The sequence below is a fragment of the Streptomyces sp. NPDC004647 genome, from assembly GCF_040609575.1.
Lineage (GTDB): Bacteria > Actinomycetota > Actinomycetes > Streptomycetales > Streptomycetaceae > Streptomyces.
This window is the reverse complement of record NZ_JBEXKU010000029.1, coordinates 67,722-83,191: the sequence shown is the minus strand read 5'-3', so window position 1 is coordinate 83,191 and position 15,470 is coordinate 67,722. Positions and strand designations below refer to the sequence as shown.

Below are 15,470 nucleotides of genomic sequence, written 5' to 3'. Positions count from 1 at the left end.
CCTTTCTCGCGTACGGATGCGGTGGTGCCCGCCGGGGGCGCCGCCGTTCATGCACCCGCCGGGGCCCCCGAAGGGGCGGCGGGGCCCGGGTCCACCCCCCCCCCGGGGGGCGCCCCCGCCAGTCTGCTTTCCGTCTGACGACGGTCCTGCGGGTTTCCTTACGGCCCGTCGTGGCGCTTCCTGCTGTGGGCGTCGGCCGGGGTCGTTCTTGTGCCGGCCGACGCCCGTCGCGCCTAGAACTCGTTGCCCTCCTGGACCCGGACGCTCTTGTCGAGTTCGCGTGAGTTGTCGATGTCGACGTCGGTGATCCGGCCGCAGCGGTTGTGGCCGTCCTGGCTGTTGGTGAGATTGGCTTCGCCGCCGTCCCCGCCGGTGAGGGTGCCCGCCGCGGCCTGTGACGACGTGCCGGCGCCGCCGGCGCCTGCGCCGCCTGCGCCGCCTGCGCCGCCGGTGCCGATGCCGGTGCCGCCGATGCCGCCGGTGCCGGTGCCTGTGCCGCCTGCGCCGCCTGCGCCGCCGGTGCCGTCGCCGCCGAGTCCCAGTCCGATCTGCTCGAAGAGAGCGTCGCCTCCGGAGGTGTCGACCACGCTCTGGTTGACGGGGTTGCCGCAGTAGTTGTAGCTGGTGCCCTCCGAGGTAGCCGCAGAGGCGGTGATGCAGCAGAAGCCGAGGGTGGTCAGGGCGAGAGTGGTGGCGGCCGTGATGCGCTGGGCGAGCTTCACTTGCCCCTCCTTCCGTCTGGTTGCAACCGGTGACCTTTATGTCCGGCTTGGTTCATCCGGAGGTAACTGCTGTTTGCTCGGGAAGTTACGAAGCGAGTGTCTTCATTGCGGCATAAGGATGACGGTGAATTGCGGACGTGCGAGGAATGTACGTCGGCCCGCAGGTCACGAAGCCGCTGACGGGCGGGATTCCTTGGTGTGCGGCGGGAGGGAATGCTTTCCGCCATTCGGCGCTATGGCCTGAGGGCACTATTGGCGGCCTCCTCGGCGACTCCGACGGGCAGTTCGTCCCGACACGCGCGGAACAGATGGCTGCTGAAGTCGAATCTGCCTGAGAAACCATCTCTGAGGGAACTGCCGCTCGATGGCGCGGCAGGCCTGAAGCGGGCAGGGGGTGGCGGCCTGCCGGAGCTCGTCACTGTGGGCGGACGTGGCTCCGTGTGGCCTCCCGACGGGAGGCCACACGGAGCTTGGAGGGATTTACTGAGGCGGTGGGTGACTAAGAGGCATCGTGACCGTGGGCCCTGCGGACCTTATTTGCGGGGCCTGTCGTGGTGCTTCCTCCTGTGGTCGTCACCCGTCGTCGTTCTAGAAGGTGTTGTCCTTCTGGACACGGACGCTCTCGTCGACTTCGCGTGAGTTGTCGATGTCGACGTCGGTGATCGTGCCGCAGCGGTTGTGGCCGTCCTGGCTGTTGTCGAGTGTGGCTTCGCCGCCGTCTCCGCCGGTGAGGGTGCCCGCCGCGGCCTGTGACGACGTGCCGGCGCCGCCGGTGCCGTCGCCGCCTGCGCCGCCTGCGCCGCCGGTGCCGATGCCGGTGCCGCCGTCTCCGCCGGTGCCGGTGCCTGCGCCGCCTGCACCGCCTGCGCCGCCGGTGCCGTCGCCGCCGGCTCCCACTCCGATCTGCTCGAAGAGCGCGTCGCCTCCGGAGGTGTCGACCACGCTCTGGTTGACGGGGTTGCCGCAGTAGTTGTAGCTGCTGCCCTGCGAGGGAGCCTTCTTGTAGCTGCCATCCAAGGGAGCCGCAGAGGCGGTGATGCAGCAGAGTCCGAGGGTGGTCAGGGCGAGAGTGGTGGTGGCCGTGATGCGCTGGACGAGCTTCACTTGCCCCTCCTTCCGTCTGGTTGCAACCGTGACCCTTATGTCCGGCTGGGTTCATCCGGAGGTAACTGCTGTTTTCTCGGGAAGTTACGAAGCGAGTGTCTCGTTTGCGGCATAAGGATGACCGTCGAATTGCGGACGCGCGAGGCATGTAGTTCGCCCTGAAGCCGCTGACGCGCGGGATTCCATGATGTGCGGCGGGAGGGAATGCTTTCCGCCATTTGGCGCTATGGCCGGCATCGCCGCTGAAAGTCGAATCAGCCTGAGAAGGCTTCTCCGAGGAAACCGTCGCTCGATGGCGCGGCAGGCCTGAAGTCGCAGGGGGTGTCGGCCTGCCGGAGTCCGTCACTGTGGGCGGACGTGGCTCCGCGTGGCCTCCCGTCGGGAGGCCACGCGGAGTTTGGAGGGGACTGACTCAGGCGGTGGGTGACGGAGAGACGCCGTGACCGTGGGCCCTGCGGACTTTATTTGCGGGGCCTGTCGTGGTGCTTCCCGCCGTGGGCGTCGGCCGGGGTCGTTCTTGTGCCGGCCGACGCCCGTCGCCTAGAACTCGTTGCCCTTCTGGACTCGGACGCTCTTTTCGAGTTCGCGTGAGTTGTCGATGTCGACGTCCTTGATCGTGCCGCAGCGGTTGTGGCCGTCCTGGCTGTTGGTGAGGGTGGCGTCGCCGCCGTCCCCGCCGGTGACGTCGCCCTCCGCGGTCTGCTCCACCGAGCCGTCCCCGCCGGTGCCTGCGCCGCCTGCGCCGCCGTCGCCGCCGGTGCCGGTGCCGGTGCCGCCGTCGCCGCCGGTGCCGGTGCCTGCGCCGCCTTCGCCGCCTGCGCCGCCGGTGCCGTCGCCACCGAGTCCCAGTCCGATCTGCCGGAAGAGAGCGTCGCCTCCGGAGGTGTCGACCACGCTCTGGTTGACGGGGTTGCCGCAGTAGTTGTAGCTGGTGCCCTCCGAGGTAGCCGCAGAGGCGGTGATGCAGCAGAGGCCGAGGGTGGTCAGGGCGAGAGTGGTGGTGGCCGTGATGCGCTGGGCGAGCTTCACTTGCCCCTCCTTCCGTCTGGTTGCAACCGGTGACCTTTATGTCCGGCTTGGTTCGTTCAGGGGTAACTGCTGCTTTTTCAGGAAGTTACGAAGCGAGTGTCTTCATTGCGGCATAAGGATGACGGTGAATTGCGGACGCGTGAGGCGCGTGTACTTCGGCGCGGTGCGGCGCGAGCGCTAAAGTGCTCGGCGGCCGACAGATGGTCCCCTGGATCTCGGCGATCGGGTCCCCGCTCGGTGGTCCAACACCGGCAGGGTTGTTCCATCCTCAGGGCACGCTGGAGCGCCGCGACGTTTCGCAGGTCACGGAATTACTCGGCTCGGCCGGTATGCGCGGTATTCGGAAGGGCGGGTGGTTGGTATCCACCCGCCCATTCCTTGAAGAGAGGTACTCGGATCCGAAGTCCCAAACGCGTTGCTCAGATGGGGAGTTCGCCGTCCTTTACGGCCCGAACGAACGAGGTCCAGGCGTCGGCCCGGAACACGAGCGCCGGGCCCTGGGGGTCTTTGGAGTCCCGGACCGGCACGACACCGGTGAGACCGTTGGCGACCTCGATGCAGTCCCCGCCGTCACCCCCGCTGTAGGTGGACTTGCGCCACTGGGAGGCGCCGGGGAATTCCTCGGCGACCTCGATGCAATTTCCGCCGTCACCGGCGCTGTAGCTGGACTTGCGCCACTGAGCGGCGCTCAGATCGTGCTCAGTGCTCATGGGCGTATTCCTCCGCCACCGACTCGATCAGGGCTAGGGACGCCTCCGGCGACAACGCGGCGGCCCCGACGAGATCGTAGAGCAGCCTGCACTGTGCAACCAGCGCTGGATCATCCAACAGGCGCCCTGCTTCGATGCTTTGGTTGTATGTCATGGGCGGTGCATCGTCGAAGGTCATCAGCTTGATCGACCCCTGCATCGCAGCGTGGGCACCCTCCGCGTACAGCAGTACCTGCACGATGATCCGGTTGCCCTGAATGAGTGCGGCGATATGGCGCAGCTGTTCGGCCATTGCAGTGGGTCCGCCCACCGGGCGGCGCAGCACACACTCGTCCAGAACCGCCCAAAACAACGGTGTTGTTGGATGGTCGAAGAGCCTGGCGCGGTCCAGTCTGGCGCATACGAACGCCTCGATGCTCTCCTGCGGGGCGACCGGATGGGCCGCCCGGAAGATGGCCCGCGCGTAAGCCTCTGTCTGGAGCAGGCCGGGCACGAGCAGTGGTGCGAACTCCCTGATCTCCCGAGCCATCGCCTCAAACTCGACGACATCCGCGAAGTGCTCGGGGTAGCGCGACTTGGTCGCCGCCTCGCAGTTGCGGGCGAAGAAGCCGTCCGTCTTCAGGATGTCGTCTATCTGGCGGGCGTACTCGGGCTGCATGCGCCGCGTCCCGGATTCGAGTTGTCCGATGAACGAGCCGCTGACGAACATCGGTCTGCCCAGCTCCTCCTGGGTCATCCCGGCCCTCTCGCGCTTGTGGCGCAGTTCGGCTCCGAGGAGGGCGCGGGGTGAGGAGGACGGGTCGAGCTTCTTCGGCGGGGGCATGGTGACTCCTCGTCACACAGGGGCAGGTGTTGGGTTTTCACCCCTGTTCAGGCTAGTCACGCATGAACACGCTGTGTGCAGAACATCAATACTCAGCGTGGATGGTGAATCGATGACGACTGCCGAGCGACGGCGTGCGGCCGCCCAGCGCGTGCGTGCGGCGGAAGACGCCGTGAGCGAACTGCGAGCAGAGCTGGGAGGGGCGGGCGTCGTCCTGCCGTCGCTGCGCGTCGACCCGGTGTCGTGCGCGGCGCAGGACGCGCAGCCGCTCGTCGAGCTGGGGCGCTGCAACCTCACGACGGTCCGGCAGCTGGTCGCCGCACTGCGGGAGCGGCGGCCGTGATCCCCGATCTCGGCGCGTACGTGGTGGACCTGCGCCAGGACCGGATCGGGCGGGTCATGGGGCACGAGGGGCCGTACGTACAGCTCAGGCCGCCCGGCGGCGGGCTGGAGTGGGACTGCCCGCCCGAGTCGCTCCGGCCGGCCGGGCACCGGGACATGCTCCGGGCGCGGGTGACCGAACTCAACCGCGAAAGCAGGCTTCCGTGAGCGCACACACCGTGATCCGCCGAGAGCTGTGGACCCTCACCCCCGACCGTGAGCCGGACGCCGAACCCCTGACCTTCGCGATGGAGTGCGCGGTGTGCGACCAGCGGTCCGTGATCGGCGAGGACGTCACCGAGGCTCAGGACTGGGCGCTGCGTCACGCGGGCCGGAATCCGTCGCACCACAGCTACCGGGAGCTGATCACCCGGCCGTGGCGGACCTGGATGGGGGCAGGGTGAGAGCGCCGAGTCGACGCAGCGGGCTCGCGGTGTTTGCGCGAGCCGGTGCGCGGACGCGGGGTTCGAACGCCGCCGCCGTCCGTGGCCCCGCACCGGGCGGGGCCACGGACACGTCATCTGGTGGCCGGGGTCGGGGCCGGGGGTGCTTCGCCGTCGGGGAGGGGCGCGGGCCCGTCCGTGGCGTCCGGCTCCGGCGGCGCGGTGTTCAGCTCGGTCAGCATCTGCTTGCTGAAGCCGAAGAAGTACGTGGCCGCGAAGCCCGCGACGTAACCCGCCAGCAGACCGGCCGCGTAGACGGTCACTGTCGTACCGAGGCCCGCGTTGCCGTCCAGCAGGGGGAACAGGGCCCAGCCGGACGGGCCGATGGCGGTGGAGCCGACCGAGTCACCGAGCTGGTTGACCATCCCGACGAAGGCCCCGCCGAACGCACCGCCCACGCAGGCCGTGACGAACGGGCGGCCGAGCGGGAGCGAGACACCGTAGATCAGCGGCTCGCCCACGCCGAGGAGACCGGCAGGCAGGGCGGAGCGGATGGTCTTGCGGATCGAGGTGTTGCGGCGCAGCCGGACGTAGACAGCGACGGCCGCGCCCACTTGGCCCGCGCCCGCCATCGCGAGGATCGGCAGGAGGACGGTGTAGCCCTGCTGCTGGATCAGCGTGGTGTGGATGGGGATCAGGGCCTGGTGCAGGCCCAGCATCACCAGGGGGAGGAACAGCCCGCCGAGGACGAAGCCCGCGAAGCCCCCGCCCGTGGACAGCAGCCAGTCGGCGAGGTCGCCGATGGCGGTGGACACCTCGCCCGCCAGGAACATCAGGCCGAAGAGGGTGACCAGGCCGGAGATCAGAACGGTGAGTGTCGGGGTAACGAGGACATCGAGTGCTTCCGGAACCCAGCGGCGGCACCACCGTTCGACGTACACCGCGAGCAGGGCCGCTCCCAGGGCGCCGAGGACTCCGCCCTGCCCGGGGGAGAGCTTCTGGCCGAAGATGCCGACGTTGGCCACACCCGCGTAGACGATGATCGCTGCTACGGCGCCGCCGAGCACGGGCGTACCGCCGAACTCCTTGGCGGTGTTGAGGCCGACGAAGACGGCGATGAGCGACATGAAGCCGGAGGCGATGGCGGCGAGCGCCGGGACGAGCGAAGTCGCCCAGCCGGCGTGGCCGGTGTTGACCAGATTGGTCAGCAGACCGCCCAGGCCGGCGACGATGCCGCAGCCGATGAGGGCGGGGATCAGCGGGACGAAGATATTGGCGATCCGGCGCAGCATCAGCTTGAACGGGGTGGCGTTCCGCTGTTTCTGCGCGGCCTTGAGCGCGGCGCCTTGGGCGACGAGATCCTCGGCGCCGGTGGCGTGCTGGTCGGGGGTGGTGGCAGGCGGTACGGGGGTGGGCCCGTGCTGTTCGGGGGCGGCCGATCGTTCCGCTTCGACCAGCCGCTCGAACTCCGGGGTCACCCGGGCGACCGTGCCGGGGCCGAGCACGATCTGGTACGTGTCGTCCTCGACGACACCGAGGACGGCCGGCAGGGCCGTGAGTTCCTCGTCCCGGACGAGCGAACGGTCGGCCAGCCCGAGGCGGAGCCGGGTCATGCAGTTCGCGATCGAGGTGACGTTCCGCGCGCCGCCGACGAGTGGGAGGATCGCGGCGGCGGTGGCGCGGTTCTTGTCTTCTGTTGCCATGGTGCGGGGGTGCCTTGCTGTGCGGGGGCTTCGCCCGGGGGCGTCAGCCGGTCTTCCGGGCGGTGTCCAGCGCGGCCCGCAGGTGGCCGTGGGAGTCGGTGAGGAGAGCCGATGCCGTGGGCCCGTCGACTCCGCCGAGGATGGTGAGGATCGCGTTCTTCACTTGTCCGTCGGTGGCGGTCAGAGCCGCCTCGATCTCCTCGTCGGACGCGCCGGTGGCGAGGGAGACGATGCGGCGCGACCGGGCGCGCAGCTTCTCGTTCGAGGAGCGGACGTCGACCATCAGATTCCCGTACGTCTTGCCCAGCCGGATCATGGTGATCGTCGAGAGCATGTTGAGGACGAGCTTCTGGGCCGTACCGGCCTTGAGGCGGGTGGAGCCGGTCAGGAGCTCCGGGCCGACGACGATCTCGATGCCGTGCTCGGCGGCCGCGCCGAGGGCCGAATCCGCGTTGCAGGACAGGCCGATGGTGAGCGCGCCGCGGGCGCGGGCGTGTTCGACGGCGCCGATGGCGTACGGGGTGCGGCCGGAGGCGGAGATGCCGACGACGGTGTCGGCCTCGGTCAGTACGAGCGCGTCGAGGTCCTCGGTGGCGAGCTGTTTGCTGTCCTCCGCGCCCTCGACCGAGGTCACCATCGCGGGCTGGCCGCCCGCGATCAGGCCCACCACCTCGGTGGGGGCGGTGTTGAACGTCGGCGGGCACTCGCTGGCGTCCAGGACGCCCAGCCGGCCGGCCGTGCCGGCGCCCGCGTAGATCAACCTGCCCCCGCGGGACATCCGGGCGGCGGTGGCGTCGATCGCCGCGGCGATCTGCGGGAGCCGCGAGGCGACGGCGGTGGGGACGGTGGCGTCCTCACCGTTCATGATCTTCGCGATCTCGAGGGTGGGGAGTCGGTCGATGTCGGCCAGGTCGCTGCGGAATGCCTCGGTGGTGAGCGTGTCCAGCTGGGCACGCAGCGGTACGTGGTCAGCGGCGGGGGTCATGGGGGGCGGCTCTCTCGGTGAGTCTTGGCGTGAGTCGGGTTGAGTCGGGGTGGTCGGTGCGTTTGCTGCGAGCTGCGAGCTGCGGGTCTCGGTGCGAGCCGTGCGTCTCGGCGTGAGCTGCGCGTCCCGGTGTCGGTCGGTGTGAGCTGCGTGGATCGGCGACCCGGCGTTGTGGGGTCTCGCCGGTTGGACCTACGCCCGCCTGGGGTTGTGGCGGTGGGCCAGCGCCTCGTACGAGGCGGAGAGCGCGGGCGCCGCCTTGTCGTACGTCTGCTGGGCGACCCCTATGAACAGGCAGTCCACCACCAGCAGTTGGCTCGTACGGCTGGACATGGCCGCCGGCCGCAGCTCGCTCTCGCGCGCCGTGGAGGTGGTGAGGACATGATCCGCGTACTGCGCCACTTCGGCATCCGGACGGCCCGTGATCGCGACCGTCGTGGCGCCGTGGTCGAAGGCGGCACGCAGGGGTTCGATCACGTCGGTCGTCCGGCCCGAGTGGGTGATCGCGAGGGCGACGTCCCCGGCGCGCAGCTGTACGGCGTTGGTGACCGCCAGGTGCGGGTCGGAGTGCGCATGAGCTATGAGGCCGATGCGCAGCAGCTTCTGGACCAGGTCATGGGCGACGAGATTTGACGCGCCGATGCCGTACACGTCGATCCGGCGTGCGGTGGCGAGCGCGCCGATCGCGGCCTCGAGCTGTCCCGTGTCCAGCCCGGCCGCCGTGTCCGCGAGGCACTGCTGCTCCTCCTGCGCGAGCTTGGCGACGACGGAGGAGATCGGGTCGTCCACCGCTATGTCGGCGGTGACGGCGGGGGCGGCGCCGGACTGCTGCTGAGCGGCGAGGCCGGCCAGGGCGAGACGGAGATCGCGGTAGCCGGGATAGCCGAGCACGCGGGCCGTACGGACCACGGTGGCCTCGCTGGTGCCGGTGCGCTCGGCCAGCCCGGTGACGGTGAGCGCGGCACAGCCGGCCGGGTCACCGGCCACGGCCTCGGCGACCCGCTGCATCGAGCGGGTCATCGACGGTCCGAGCGTACGGACCTTGGCGGCGAGGGCTGCGGGCGCGGGCGGGGCGACGGGCTCAGCGGGCGCGCGCGACCGGGCTGCCGAGACCGAGCTGGTGAAAGTTTCCTTCAATTTGCCGCTCACCATTGAAAGGTATTTTCACTCCGGGCGGGAGTCAACCCCCTCCGGTGCGGCGTGACAATGTCCTTATGGACCTTGAGCAGGCGCTGCACGCTGCCCGTGCCCGCATCCTCGCCGACCTGACGGCGAGTGACGTGGCGCAAGCCGATGTCGTCTCGCTCGTCGAGGAGGCGGTGACGCACCGGCGGTGGTGGGTCGAGCAGTGGCCCGAGGGTCAGGCGTACGTGGCGGGGCTGGTCGCTCAGGACGTACAGGACGCGCTGCTCGACCGTTACGGACGGTGGCCGCTGTGCCCCGTGTGCACCGACACCGGTGACCCGCACGCTCTGGGTGTGGAGCCGGAGCTGGGGTCCGATCCTCGCTGGGTGTGCTCGGAGGCGGGAGTCGTCGTCGCGCCGGTGGGCGGCCTGAACGCCGTGCTGGGGCGCTGACCGTGGCGATCTACATCGATCCGCCGACCTGGCCGGGGCACGGACGGATGTGGTCACACGTGGTGAGCGATGTCTCCTACGAGGAGCTGCATGCGTTCGCGGCCCGGATCGGCGCGCCGGGGAGGGCGTTCGAGCGGGATCACTACGACATGCCGAGTGAGCGCTACGGGGACGCGGTGCGGGCGGGCGCGATCGAGGTGGGGAGCAAGGAACTGGTGCGGCGGCTGACGGAGGCGGGGCTGCGGCGGCCGAAGAACCGGTTCCGCGGGCACCTCGGGTAGTACACCGGTTTCGTGGTGGGTGTCGGTCTGTCCCCTCCTCGCGGTGGCGGCCTTTCCCGTTGTCAGCTCGGGGAGTTCACCGGTTCCGGGGCGGGTGTCGAACTCGCGATCACGCGCGAGGTCCGGTCGCGGCGGTGGAGACGGAGGCTGACGGTCACCGTGGCGATGGCCACGGCCGACATCGCCGCGCCCGCCCACGCCGTGGACGGGAAGCCGAAGCCGGCGTCGATGACCGCACCGCCGAGCCACGGGCCGCTCGTGTTGCCGAGGTTGAAGGCGGCCGTCGTGGTCGCACCGGCCAGGGTCGGCGCGGCGCCCGCCACGTTGAACATCCGGGCGTTGAGCGCCGGCGCGGAGAAGAAGGCCGAGACGCCGAGGAGGAAGGAAGCGGTGACGACGGCGACCGGGATGTGCGCCGTGAAGCCGATGACGACGAGGAGGACGGTCGAGGCCGCTATGCCGGAGAGCAGGACGCCGAAGAGATGCGCGTCCGCGAACCGGCCGCCTACCGTCGTGCCGATGAGGGCGCCGAGCCCGAAGAGCCCGAGCACCGTCGGGACCCAGCTGTCGGCCAGCCCGGCCACATCGGTCAGCAGCGGGGCCAGATAGCTGAAGATGCAGAAGACGCCGCCCGCGGCGAGCGCGGTCGTCGCCACCGCGAGCCAGACCTGCCGGTCACGGTAGATACGCAGCTCCTTGCGGAGCGCGGGACGGGTCTCGGGCAGCGGGATGCGGGGGATCAGGGTGGCCACTCCGACGAGCGCGACGGCGGACATGGCGCCTACTGCCCAGAACGCCGACCGCCAGCCGAGGTGCTCGCCGAGGAACGCACCGGCCGGTACTCCGAGGACGTTCGCGATGCTCAGACCGCCGATCATCACCGCGAGTGCCCGGGCGCGGGCGTTGACCGGGACCATCGCGATGGCCACCGCCGCACCCACTGCCCAGAACCCGGCGCAGGCGAGCGCGCTGATGACGCGGGACGCGAAGAGAAGCCCGTACGTCGGGGCCAGCGCTCCGCCGACCTGGCCGAGGCCGAAGACCGTGATCAGCGCGATCAGGGTGGTACGGCGGGGCAGTCGCAGTGTGGCCACCGCCAGCAGGGGCGCGCCGACGACCATGCCGATCGCGAAGGCGGATATCAGCAGCCCGGCCTGCGGGATGGTCACGCCCATGTCGTCCGCGATCGGCGGCAGCAGCCCGGAGACCATGAATTCGGAGGTGCCGAGCGCGAAGACACTCAGTCCGAGGATGTAGACGGCAAGGGGCATGCGGGCAGGGCGCTCGGCTCGGGTGGGCATGCTCGTTGCGAACGCCTCCGAAGGACCCGCAATTCCCTCACGTGGTGGAGAGCAGCTCGAGCTCCGTCGTCATGTTGTGGCGCGCCGTGCGCTCCCAGCGGTCGTGTGCGGTGTCCGTGCGGAACAGGCGGGGGAGTCCGAGCAGGTGGCGCAGTACCGCCGTGCGGCCGTCGCGGAAGGCGTCGTGCGGGACGAAGCCGTACTCCTGGCGTACGGCGGCCGCGTAGGCCGCGTACGCCTGCGGGGGGCCGGCGAGTACGGCGAGATCCGCGTCACACAGCACCTCGCCGTCGGCGTCCCCGGGCTCCGGGTCGTGAGTGACGGTGAGCCGTACGAGCCGCGCGACTTCGGCGGTGCGGGCCGCCGTCACGCCCGCCTCGGGCAGCGCCCGCTCGGCGATCCGCGCGCTGCGCTCCTCGTTCTCCGCCCGGTCCGGCCGGTAGACGGCGTCATGGAACCAGGCGGCGAGCCGGACCGCGTCGGGGTCGGCGCAGTGATGGGCCAGCTCCTCGACATGGTCGAGTACGGCCACCAGGTGATCGGTGGTGTGATAGCGCCGCTGCGGCTCGGCCCAGCGGGCGAGCAGGTTCTCGCCGTACGGGGCGGGGTCCGGCGGCGACGCGACCTCCTGGCAGCGGCGCAGCAGCTCGGACCAGCGGGCGAGCAGGATGTCGTGAGTGGCGGTGTCGGCCATGGAGCCAATTGTGGGCCACGGCTTTCCGCCGTGGCCCACAGTGTGGCAACCTTGGATATATGTCTAGACCAATCCTTGAGGTGGTCGCCCTCGACGCCGAGGACGCGGTCGCCGCACAGTCGGGAGGTGCGGACCGTCTCGAACTGGCGACCGATATGGCGGCCGATGGGCTGACCCCGTCCCGCAAGGTCTTCGCCGAGATCCGCGGCGCCGTGGACATCCCGCTGCGGGTGATGCTCCGTGCGGAGCAGGGCTTCTCGGCCGGCGGTCTGCACGCGCTGTGCGCGGAGGCGGAGGAGCTGCGTACAGAAGGGGCCGAGGAGTTCGTGCTCGGCTTTCTGGACCACGCGGGGCACCCGGATCTGGTCGCGGTGGAGATGCTGGTCGCCGTGATCGAGCCGTGCCGGTGGACCTTCCACCGGGCCATCGACCGGGCGGGCAACCGCGACGCGCTGCGCAAGCAGCTCGCGGGCATCCCCGGCCTGGACGCCTATCTGACGGCCGGTTCGCCGAGCGGCGTCGACGACGGCCTCCCGACGCTCCTCGCGGAGGCGGCCCGGAGCGGAGAGCCGGGCTACGAGCCACGGATCGTGGTCGGCGGCGGCCTGCGCCTCGACCACGTGAGCACGCTGCGCGCCGCCGGAATCGACGCCTTCCATATCGGCGGGGCGGCGCGCCCTGCGGGCTGGGCGAACCCGGTTTCGCCGGCGGCGGTCCAGGAGTGGCGCGAGGCACTCTGATCCCGACGACGGGCCGCTCATCCCGACGACGCCGCTCACGCCACGATGCGGGTACGAGCCGCCCGACGCGTACGGCGCGGCAGCCGCCGACCGGCGGGAGGGCTCCCGGCTGTCGGGCATGGCGCAGGGGACGGACCCGAGGGTGCCCACCGGCGGGACGGTGACGAGGTCGGAGGGGCGGGGGCTGGAAGCTGCCGGTGGGCCGCCACGCCCGTAAATACACGTTCCAGGCCCCCACTCCGGAGGCTCCGGCGCCCGAACCACCCACGGGGGAGGCAGTGCCCGATTCGGGATGCACGCCCCGATCGCCCGGCGCCGAGCCCGCCGCCGAGCGCCCCAGCCCTCAGTGACCGGCGCCCCCGCCCAACGCCCCCGGCAGGGAAGCCGCGTGGACCAGCACCAGCCCCGACACCGCGCGAGTCAGCGCCACATACAGCCGCCGCAACCCCGTCCTCTTTTTCCGGAGCCCGGGATGCCCCTGACGCCGGCTCGGGGTCCGTCCCCTCCAGTAGGGGGACCGGGCTGCGTCTGCGGGTGGACCGGCCCGTACGGCGGGCTCCGTCTGCGGACCGATGTGCTCTGAACGGGTGAATCCCATCATGGGGGATATGAGGACCGCATCGTTCACCCCGGCCCACCGCTCCCCCCTTCGCGGCAGCACCGCCCTGAGCAACGGCTTCGATCACCACCGGCACGTACTGGGCAACGCGCTGCGCGCCATCCGCGTGTACGCGGGCGCGGCGTTCAGCGTGGTCGTCCTCGGCGAATTCGCCGAGCCGGAACCGGTGATACGACGCTGAACCCGACGCGGCCGGAGACGCACCGCGTCATCGCACGCCTGCGCGCCTGCGCCGGGGCTCGGGGTGCTGCCTGCGCGGGCGTCGCGGCGGTCCGGCAGGCGCGGCAGGAGCACACCCGGGCCCGGCGGCCCTGTGCGGGGCAGCCGCGGCACGAGTACGCCTGGGCCCGTTACCGTGCCGTCGTCACCGCCCCTGCCGCCCCCACAAAAGTCGTCACCGCCCCTGCCGCCCCCACCCGGAAGTGGGCCGGCCAGGCCAGGGGAAGGGCAGGCCGGGGTAAGGGCGGCCCAGGCCGGAAGGAAGGCAGGCCAGGGCGGGCTTGGCCAGGGCGGGCTAGACGTCGTCCGACGCCAGCAGCTCGTCCGCGTCCACAATCCGGTATGCGTAGCCCTGCTCGGCCAGGAACCGCTGGCGGTGCGCCGCGAAGTCCTGGTCGATCGTGTCGCGGGCCACGACCGAGTAGAAGACCGCCGGGTGGCCGTCCGCCTTCGGACGCAGCACGCGGCCGAGGCGCTGCGCCTCCTCCTGCCGGGAGCCGAACGTCCCCGACACCTGGATCGCGACGGTCGCCTCCGGCAGGTCGATCGAGAAGTTCGCCACCTTGGACACGACCAGGACGCTGAGCTCGCCCTGCCGGAAGGCCTCGAAGAGCTTCTCGCGCTGGGCATTGGTCGTCTCGCCCTTGATGACGGGGGCGTCGAGATGTTCGCCCAGCTCGTCGAGCTGGTCGATGTACTGGCCGATGACCAGCGTCTGCTGGCCCCGGTGCCGCTCGACCAGCGCTTCGGTGACCTGGCGCTTGGTGTCGGTCGTCGCGCAGTAGCGGTACTTCTCCTCGGTCTCGGCGGTGGCGTATGCCAGCCGCTCGGCGTCGGTGAGGTTCACCCGGACCTCGACGCAGTCGGCCGGCGCGATGTAGCCCTGCGCCTCGATCTCCTTCCAGGGCGCGTCGAAGCGCTTCGGACCGATGAGCGAGAAGACGTCCGACTCACGGCCGTCCTCCCGTACGAGGGTGGCGGTGAGACCGAGGCGGCGACGGGCCTGGAGATCGGCGGTGAACTTGAAGACCGGTGCGGGCAGCAGATGCACCTCGTCGTAGACGATCAGGCCCCAGTCGCGGGAGTCGAACAGCTCCAGGTGCTGATAGACGCCCTTCCGCCTGGTGGTGAGGACCTGGTACGTGGCGATAGTGACCGGCCGGATCTCCTTGCGGGTGCCGCTGTACTCGCCGATCTCCTCCTCGGTGAGCGAGGTGCGCTTGATCAGCTCGGACTTCCACTGACGGGCGGAGACGGTGTTCGTGACGAGGATGAGGGTGGTGGATTTGGCGGTGGCCATCGCGCCTGCGCCCACGAGCGTCTTGCCCGCGCCGCAGGGCAGCACGACGACGCCGGAGCCGCCGTGCCAGAAGCCCTCGACGGCCTGCTTCTGGTACGGGCGCAGCGCCCAGGTGTCCTCGTGCAGCTCGATGGCGTGCGCCTCGCCGTCGACGTAACCGGCCAGGTCCTCGGCGGGCCAGCCGAGCTTGAGGAGGGTCTGCTTGATCTGGCCGCGCTCGGAGGGGTGCACGGCGACCGTGTCGGAGTCGACGCGGATGCCGACGAGGGGCTGGATCTTCCTGGAGCGGAGGATCTCCTCCAGGACCGGGCGGTCGGTGGACTCCAGGACGAGGCCGTGGGTGGGGTGCTTGAGGAGCCGCAGCCGGCCGTAGCGGGCCATCGTCTCGGCGACGTCGACGAGCAGGGCGTGCGGCACCGGGTAGCGGGAGTGCTCGACGAGCGCGTCGACGACCTGCTCGGCGTCGTGTCCGGCGGCTCGGGCATTCCACAGGCCGAGCGGGGTCACCCGGTAGGTGTGGATGTGCTCGGGAGCGCGCTCCAGCTCAGCGAAGGGCGCGATGGCGCGGCGGCATGCGTCCGCCTGCTCGTGGTCGACTTCCAGGAGCAGCGTCTTGTCGCTCTGGACGATGAGAGGTCCGTTCACGCCTGGCCCTTTCTACGGTGATGCGGCCCGGGTGGCCGGTACGGCCGGCGAGGCCAAACATCCAGTGTCGCATCCGCGGAGGTCGCGGCGGCGGTCGTTGGTGGGGCGGGCACACCTCGGGTGCCCCGGGTGCCCCGGGCGCATCGGTGGTCCCGGGTGTCTCGGATCGCATCGGGCAGCTTCGGCTGCGCCATGAGCCGCCGCCTCGCCCGTGTCGGCTACGTGTCGCGTCGCTTACGTGCCTCCGTCGGCTC

The 15,470-nt window shown here is 70.6% G+C and carries 18 protein-coding genes; 7 read left to right on the top strand and 11 right to left on the bottom strand.

What is annotated here, in order from left to right:
• Window positions 1-233: 233 nt before the first annotated feature.
• The 5 genes from ABZW18_RS15600 to ABZW18_RS15580 form a co-directional block, all read right to left on the bottom strand.
• Window positions 234-722, bottom strand: coding sequence for a hypothetical protein (locus tag ABZW18_RS15600; RefSeq protein ID WP_356187439.1), 489 nt, complete (start codon window positions 720-722; stop codon window positions 234-236).
• Window positions 723-1,310: 588 nt separating this feature from the next.
• The gene (locus ABZW18_RS15595; RefSeq protein ID WP_356187437.1) at window positions 1,311-1,826 is read right to left on the bottom strand and encodes a hypothetical protein; all 516 of its coding nucleotides are present in this window, start codon (window positions 1,824-1,826) and stop codon (window positions 1,311-1,313) included.
• A 540-nt stretch (window positions 1,827-2,366) separates the two neighbouring features.
• Entirely contained in the window at window positions 2,367-2,855 is a 489-nt protein-coding gene (locus ABZW18_RS15590; protein WP_356187434.1) for a hypothetical protein, read from the bottom strand.
• 419 nt (window positions 2,856-3,274) lie between these two features.
• Window positions 3,275-3,565 carry a DUF397 domain-containing protein gene (locus tag ABZW18_RS15585; protein WP_356187432.1) on the bottom strand — a complete coding sequence of 97 codons (291 nt, stop codon included), beginning with the start codon at window positions 3,563-3,565 and terminating at the stop codon, window positions 3,275-3,277.
• Window positions 3,555-4,388 (bottom strand): helix-turn-helix transcriptional regulator, encoded by an 834-nt coding sequence (locus tag ABZW18_RS15580; RefSeq protein WP_356187430.1) that lies wholly within the window; start codon window positions 4,386-4,388, stop codon window positions 3,555-3,557. The genes ABZW18_RS15585 and ABZW18_RS15580 overlap by 11 nt, the downstream gene beginning before the upstream one ends.
• A 112-nt stretch (window positions 4,389-4,500) precedes the next feature.
• Here ABZW18_RS15580 and ABZW18_RS15575 point away from each other — a divergent pair, with 112 nt between their 5' ends.
• From ABZW18_RS15575 to ABZW18_RS15565, 3 genes are read left to right on the top strand one after another with little or no spacing between them, the layout of a single operon-like run.
• Window positions 4,501-4,731: a hypothetical protein gene (locus tag ABZW18_RS15575; protein WP_356187427.1), complete on the top strand. Its 231-nt coding sequence runs from the start codon at window positions 4,501-4,503 to the stop codon at window positions 4,729-4,731.
• Window positions 4,731-4,937, top strand: a complete 207-nt coding sequence (locus ABZW18_RS15570; RefSeq protein WP_356187455.1) for a hypothetical protein — start codon at window positions 4,731-4,733, stop codon at window positions 4,935-4,937. The genes ABZW18_RS15575 and ABZW18_RS15570 overlap by 1 nt, the downstream gene beginning before the upstream one ends.
• A complete protein-coding gene (locus tag ABZW18_RS15565) occupies window positions 4,934-5,173 on the top strand; it encodes a hypothetical protein (protein ID WP_356187425.1) in 240 nt (79 codons plus the stop codon). Before ABZW18_RS15570 ends, ABZW18_RS15565 begins: the two co-directional genes overlap by 4 nt.
• Before the next feature lie 113 nt (window positions 5,174-5,286).
• Here the strand turns inward: ABZW18_RS15565 and ABZW18_RS15560 are convergent, their stop codons facing one another.
• The 3 genes from ABZW18_RS15560 to ABZW18_RS15550 form a co-directional block, all read right to left on the bottom strand.
• Window positions 5,287-6,855 carry a PTS transporter subunit EIIC gene (locus tag ABZW18_RS15560; protein ID WP_356187422.1) on the bottom strand — a complete coding sequence of 523 codons (1,569 nt, stop codon included), beginning with the start codon at window positions 6,853-6,855 and terminating at the stop codon, window positions 5,287-5,289.
• 43 nt (window positions 6,856-6,898) lie between these two features.
• The gene (gene murQ, locus ABZW18_RS15555) at window positions 6,899-7,840 is read right to left on the bottom strand and encodes an N-acetylmuramic acid 6-phosphate etherase (protein ID WP_356187418.1); all 942 of its coding nucleotides are present in this window, start codon (window positions 7,838-7,840) and stop codon (window positions 6,899-6,901) included.
• A gap of 192 nt (window positions 7,841-8,032) precedes the next feature.
• Window positions 8,033-8,989 (bottom strand): MurR/RpiR family transcriptional regulator, encoded by a 957-nt coding sequence (locus tag ABZW18_RS15550; RefSeq protein ID WP_356187415.1) that lies wholly within the window; start codon window positions 8,987-8,989, stop codon window positions 8,033-8,035.
• A 65-nt stretch (window positions 8,990-9,054) separates the two neighbouring features.
• On the opposite strand from ABZW18_RS15550, the gene ABZW18_RS15545 reads away from it, so the two are divergent.
• Window positions 9,055-9,417, top strand: a complete 363-nt coding sequence (locus ABZW18_RS15545; RefSeq protein WP_356187412.1) for a hypothetical protein — start codon at window positions 9,055-9,057, stop codon at window positions 9,415-9,417.
• A gap of 2 nt (window positions 9,418-9,419) precedes the next feature.
• Window positions 9,420-9,698 (top strand): DUF4031 domain-containing protein, encoded by a 279-nt coding sequence (locus ABZW18_RS15540; RefSeq protein WP_356187409.1) that lies wholly within the window; start codon window positions 9,420-9,422, stop codon window positions 9,696-9,698.
• Window positions 9,699-9,760: 62 nt separating this feature from the next.
• Here the strand turns inward: ABZW18_RS15540 and ABZW18_RS15535 are convergent, their stop codons facing one another.
• Together ABZW18_RS15535 and ABZW18_RS15530 are read right to left on the bottom strand one after the other, a co-directional pair.
• Complete coding sequence (locus ABZW18_RS15535; protein ID WP_356187453.1) at window positions 9,761-10,969, bottom strand: Cmx/CmrA family chloramphenicol efflux MFS transporter; 1,209 nt, start codon at window positions 10,967-10,969, stop codon at window positions 9,761-9,763.
• Between the two features lie 67 nt (window positions 10,970-11,036).
• Window positions 11,037-11,693 carry a hypothetical protein gene (locus tag ABZW18_RS15530; protein ID WP_356187406.1) on the bottom strand — a complete coding sequence of 219 codons (657 nt, stop codon included), beginning with the start codon at window positions 11,691-11,693 and terminating at the stop codon, window positions 11,037-11,039.
• Window positions 11,694-11,752: 59 nt separating this feature from the next.
• Between ABZW18_RS15530 and ABZW18_RS15525 the strand changes: the two genes are divergently transcribed.
• Both ABZW18_RS15525 and ABZW18_RS15520 read left to right on the top strand, forming a co-directional pair.
• Window positions 11,753-12,433, top strand: coding sequence for a copper homeostasis protein CutC (locus tag ABZW18_RS15525; protein WP_356187404.1), 681 nt, complete (start codon window positions 11,753-11,755; stop codon window positions 12,431-12,433).
• A 608-nt stretch (window positions 12,434-13,041) separates the two neighbouring features.
• Window positions 13,042-13,233, top strand: coding sequence for a hypothetical protein (locus tag ABZW18_RS15520; RefSeq protein ID WP_356187401.1), 192 nt, complete (start codon window positions 13,042-13,044; stop codon window positions 13,231-13,233).
• A gap of 333 nt (window positions 13,234-13,566) precedes the next feature.
• Here ABZW18_RS15520 and ABZW18_RS15515 read toward each other — a convergent pair whose 3' ends face one another.
• Window positions 13,567-15,216, bottom strand: coding sequence for a DNA repair helicase XPB (locus ABZW18_RS15515; RefSeq protein ID WP_356187398.1), 1,650 nt, complete (start codon window positions 15,214-15,216; stop codon window positions 13,567-13,569).
• Window positions 15,217-15,470: the final 254 nt, after the last annotated feature.

Excerpts from the sequence above, each read along its gene's own strand:
- ABZW18_RS15545 (WP_356187412.1), top strand. The coding sequence starts at position 9,055 with ATGGACCTTGAGCAGGCGCTGCACGCTGCCCGTGCCCGCATCCTCGCC.
- ABZW18_RS15525 (WP_356187404.1), top strand. The coding sequence starts at position 11,753 with ATGTCTAGACCAATCCTTGAGGTGGTCGCCCTCGACGCCGAGGACGCG.
- murQ (WP_356187418.1), bottom strand. The coding sequence starts at position 7,840 with ATGACCCCCGCCGCTGACCACGTACCGCTGCGTGCCCAGCTGGACACG.
- ABZW18_RS15580 (WP_356187430.1), bottom strand. The coding sequence starts at position 4,388 with ATGCCCCCGCCGAAGAAGCTCGACCCGTCCTCCTCACCCCGCGCCCTC.
- ABZW18_RS15535 (WP_356187453.1), bottom strand. The coding sequence starts at position 10,969 with ATGCCCCTTGCCGTCTACATCCTCGGACTGAGTGTCTTCGCGCTCGGC.
- ABZW18_RS15520 (WP_356187401.1), top strand. The coding sequence starts at position 13,042 with ATGAGGACCGCATCGTTCACCCCGGCCCACCGCTCCCCCCTTCGCGGC.
- ABZW18_RS15560 (WP_356187422.1), bottom strand. The coding sequence starts at position 6,855 with ATGGCAACAGAAGACAAGAACCGCGCCACCGCCGCCGCGATCCTCCCA.
- ABZW18_RS15530 (WP_356187406.1), bottom strand. The coding sequence starts at position 11,693 with ATGGCCGACACCGCCACTCACGACATCCTGCTCGCCCGCTGGTCCGAG.
- ABZW18_RS15575 (WP_356187427.1), top strand. The coding sequence starts at position 4,501 with ATGACGACTGCCGAGCGACGGCGTGCGGCCGCCCAGCGCGTGCGTGCG.
- ABZW18_RS15585 (WP_356187432.1), bottom strand. The coding sequence starts at position 3,565 with ATGAGCACTGAGCACGATCTGAGCGCCGCTCAGTGGCGCAAGTCCAGC.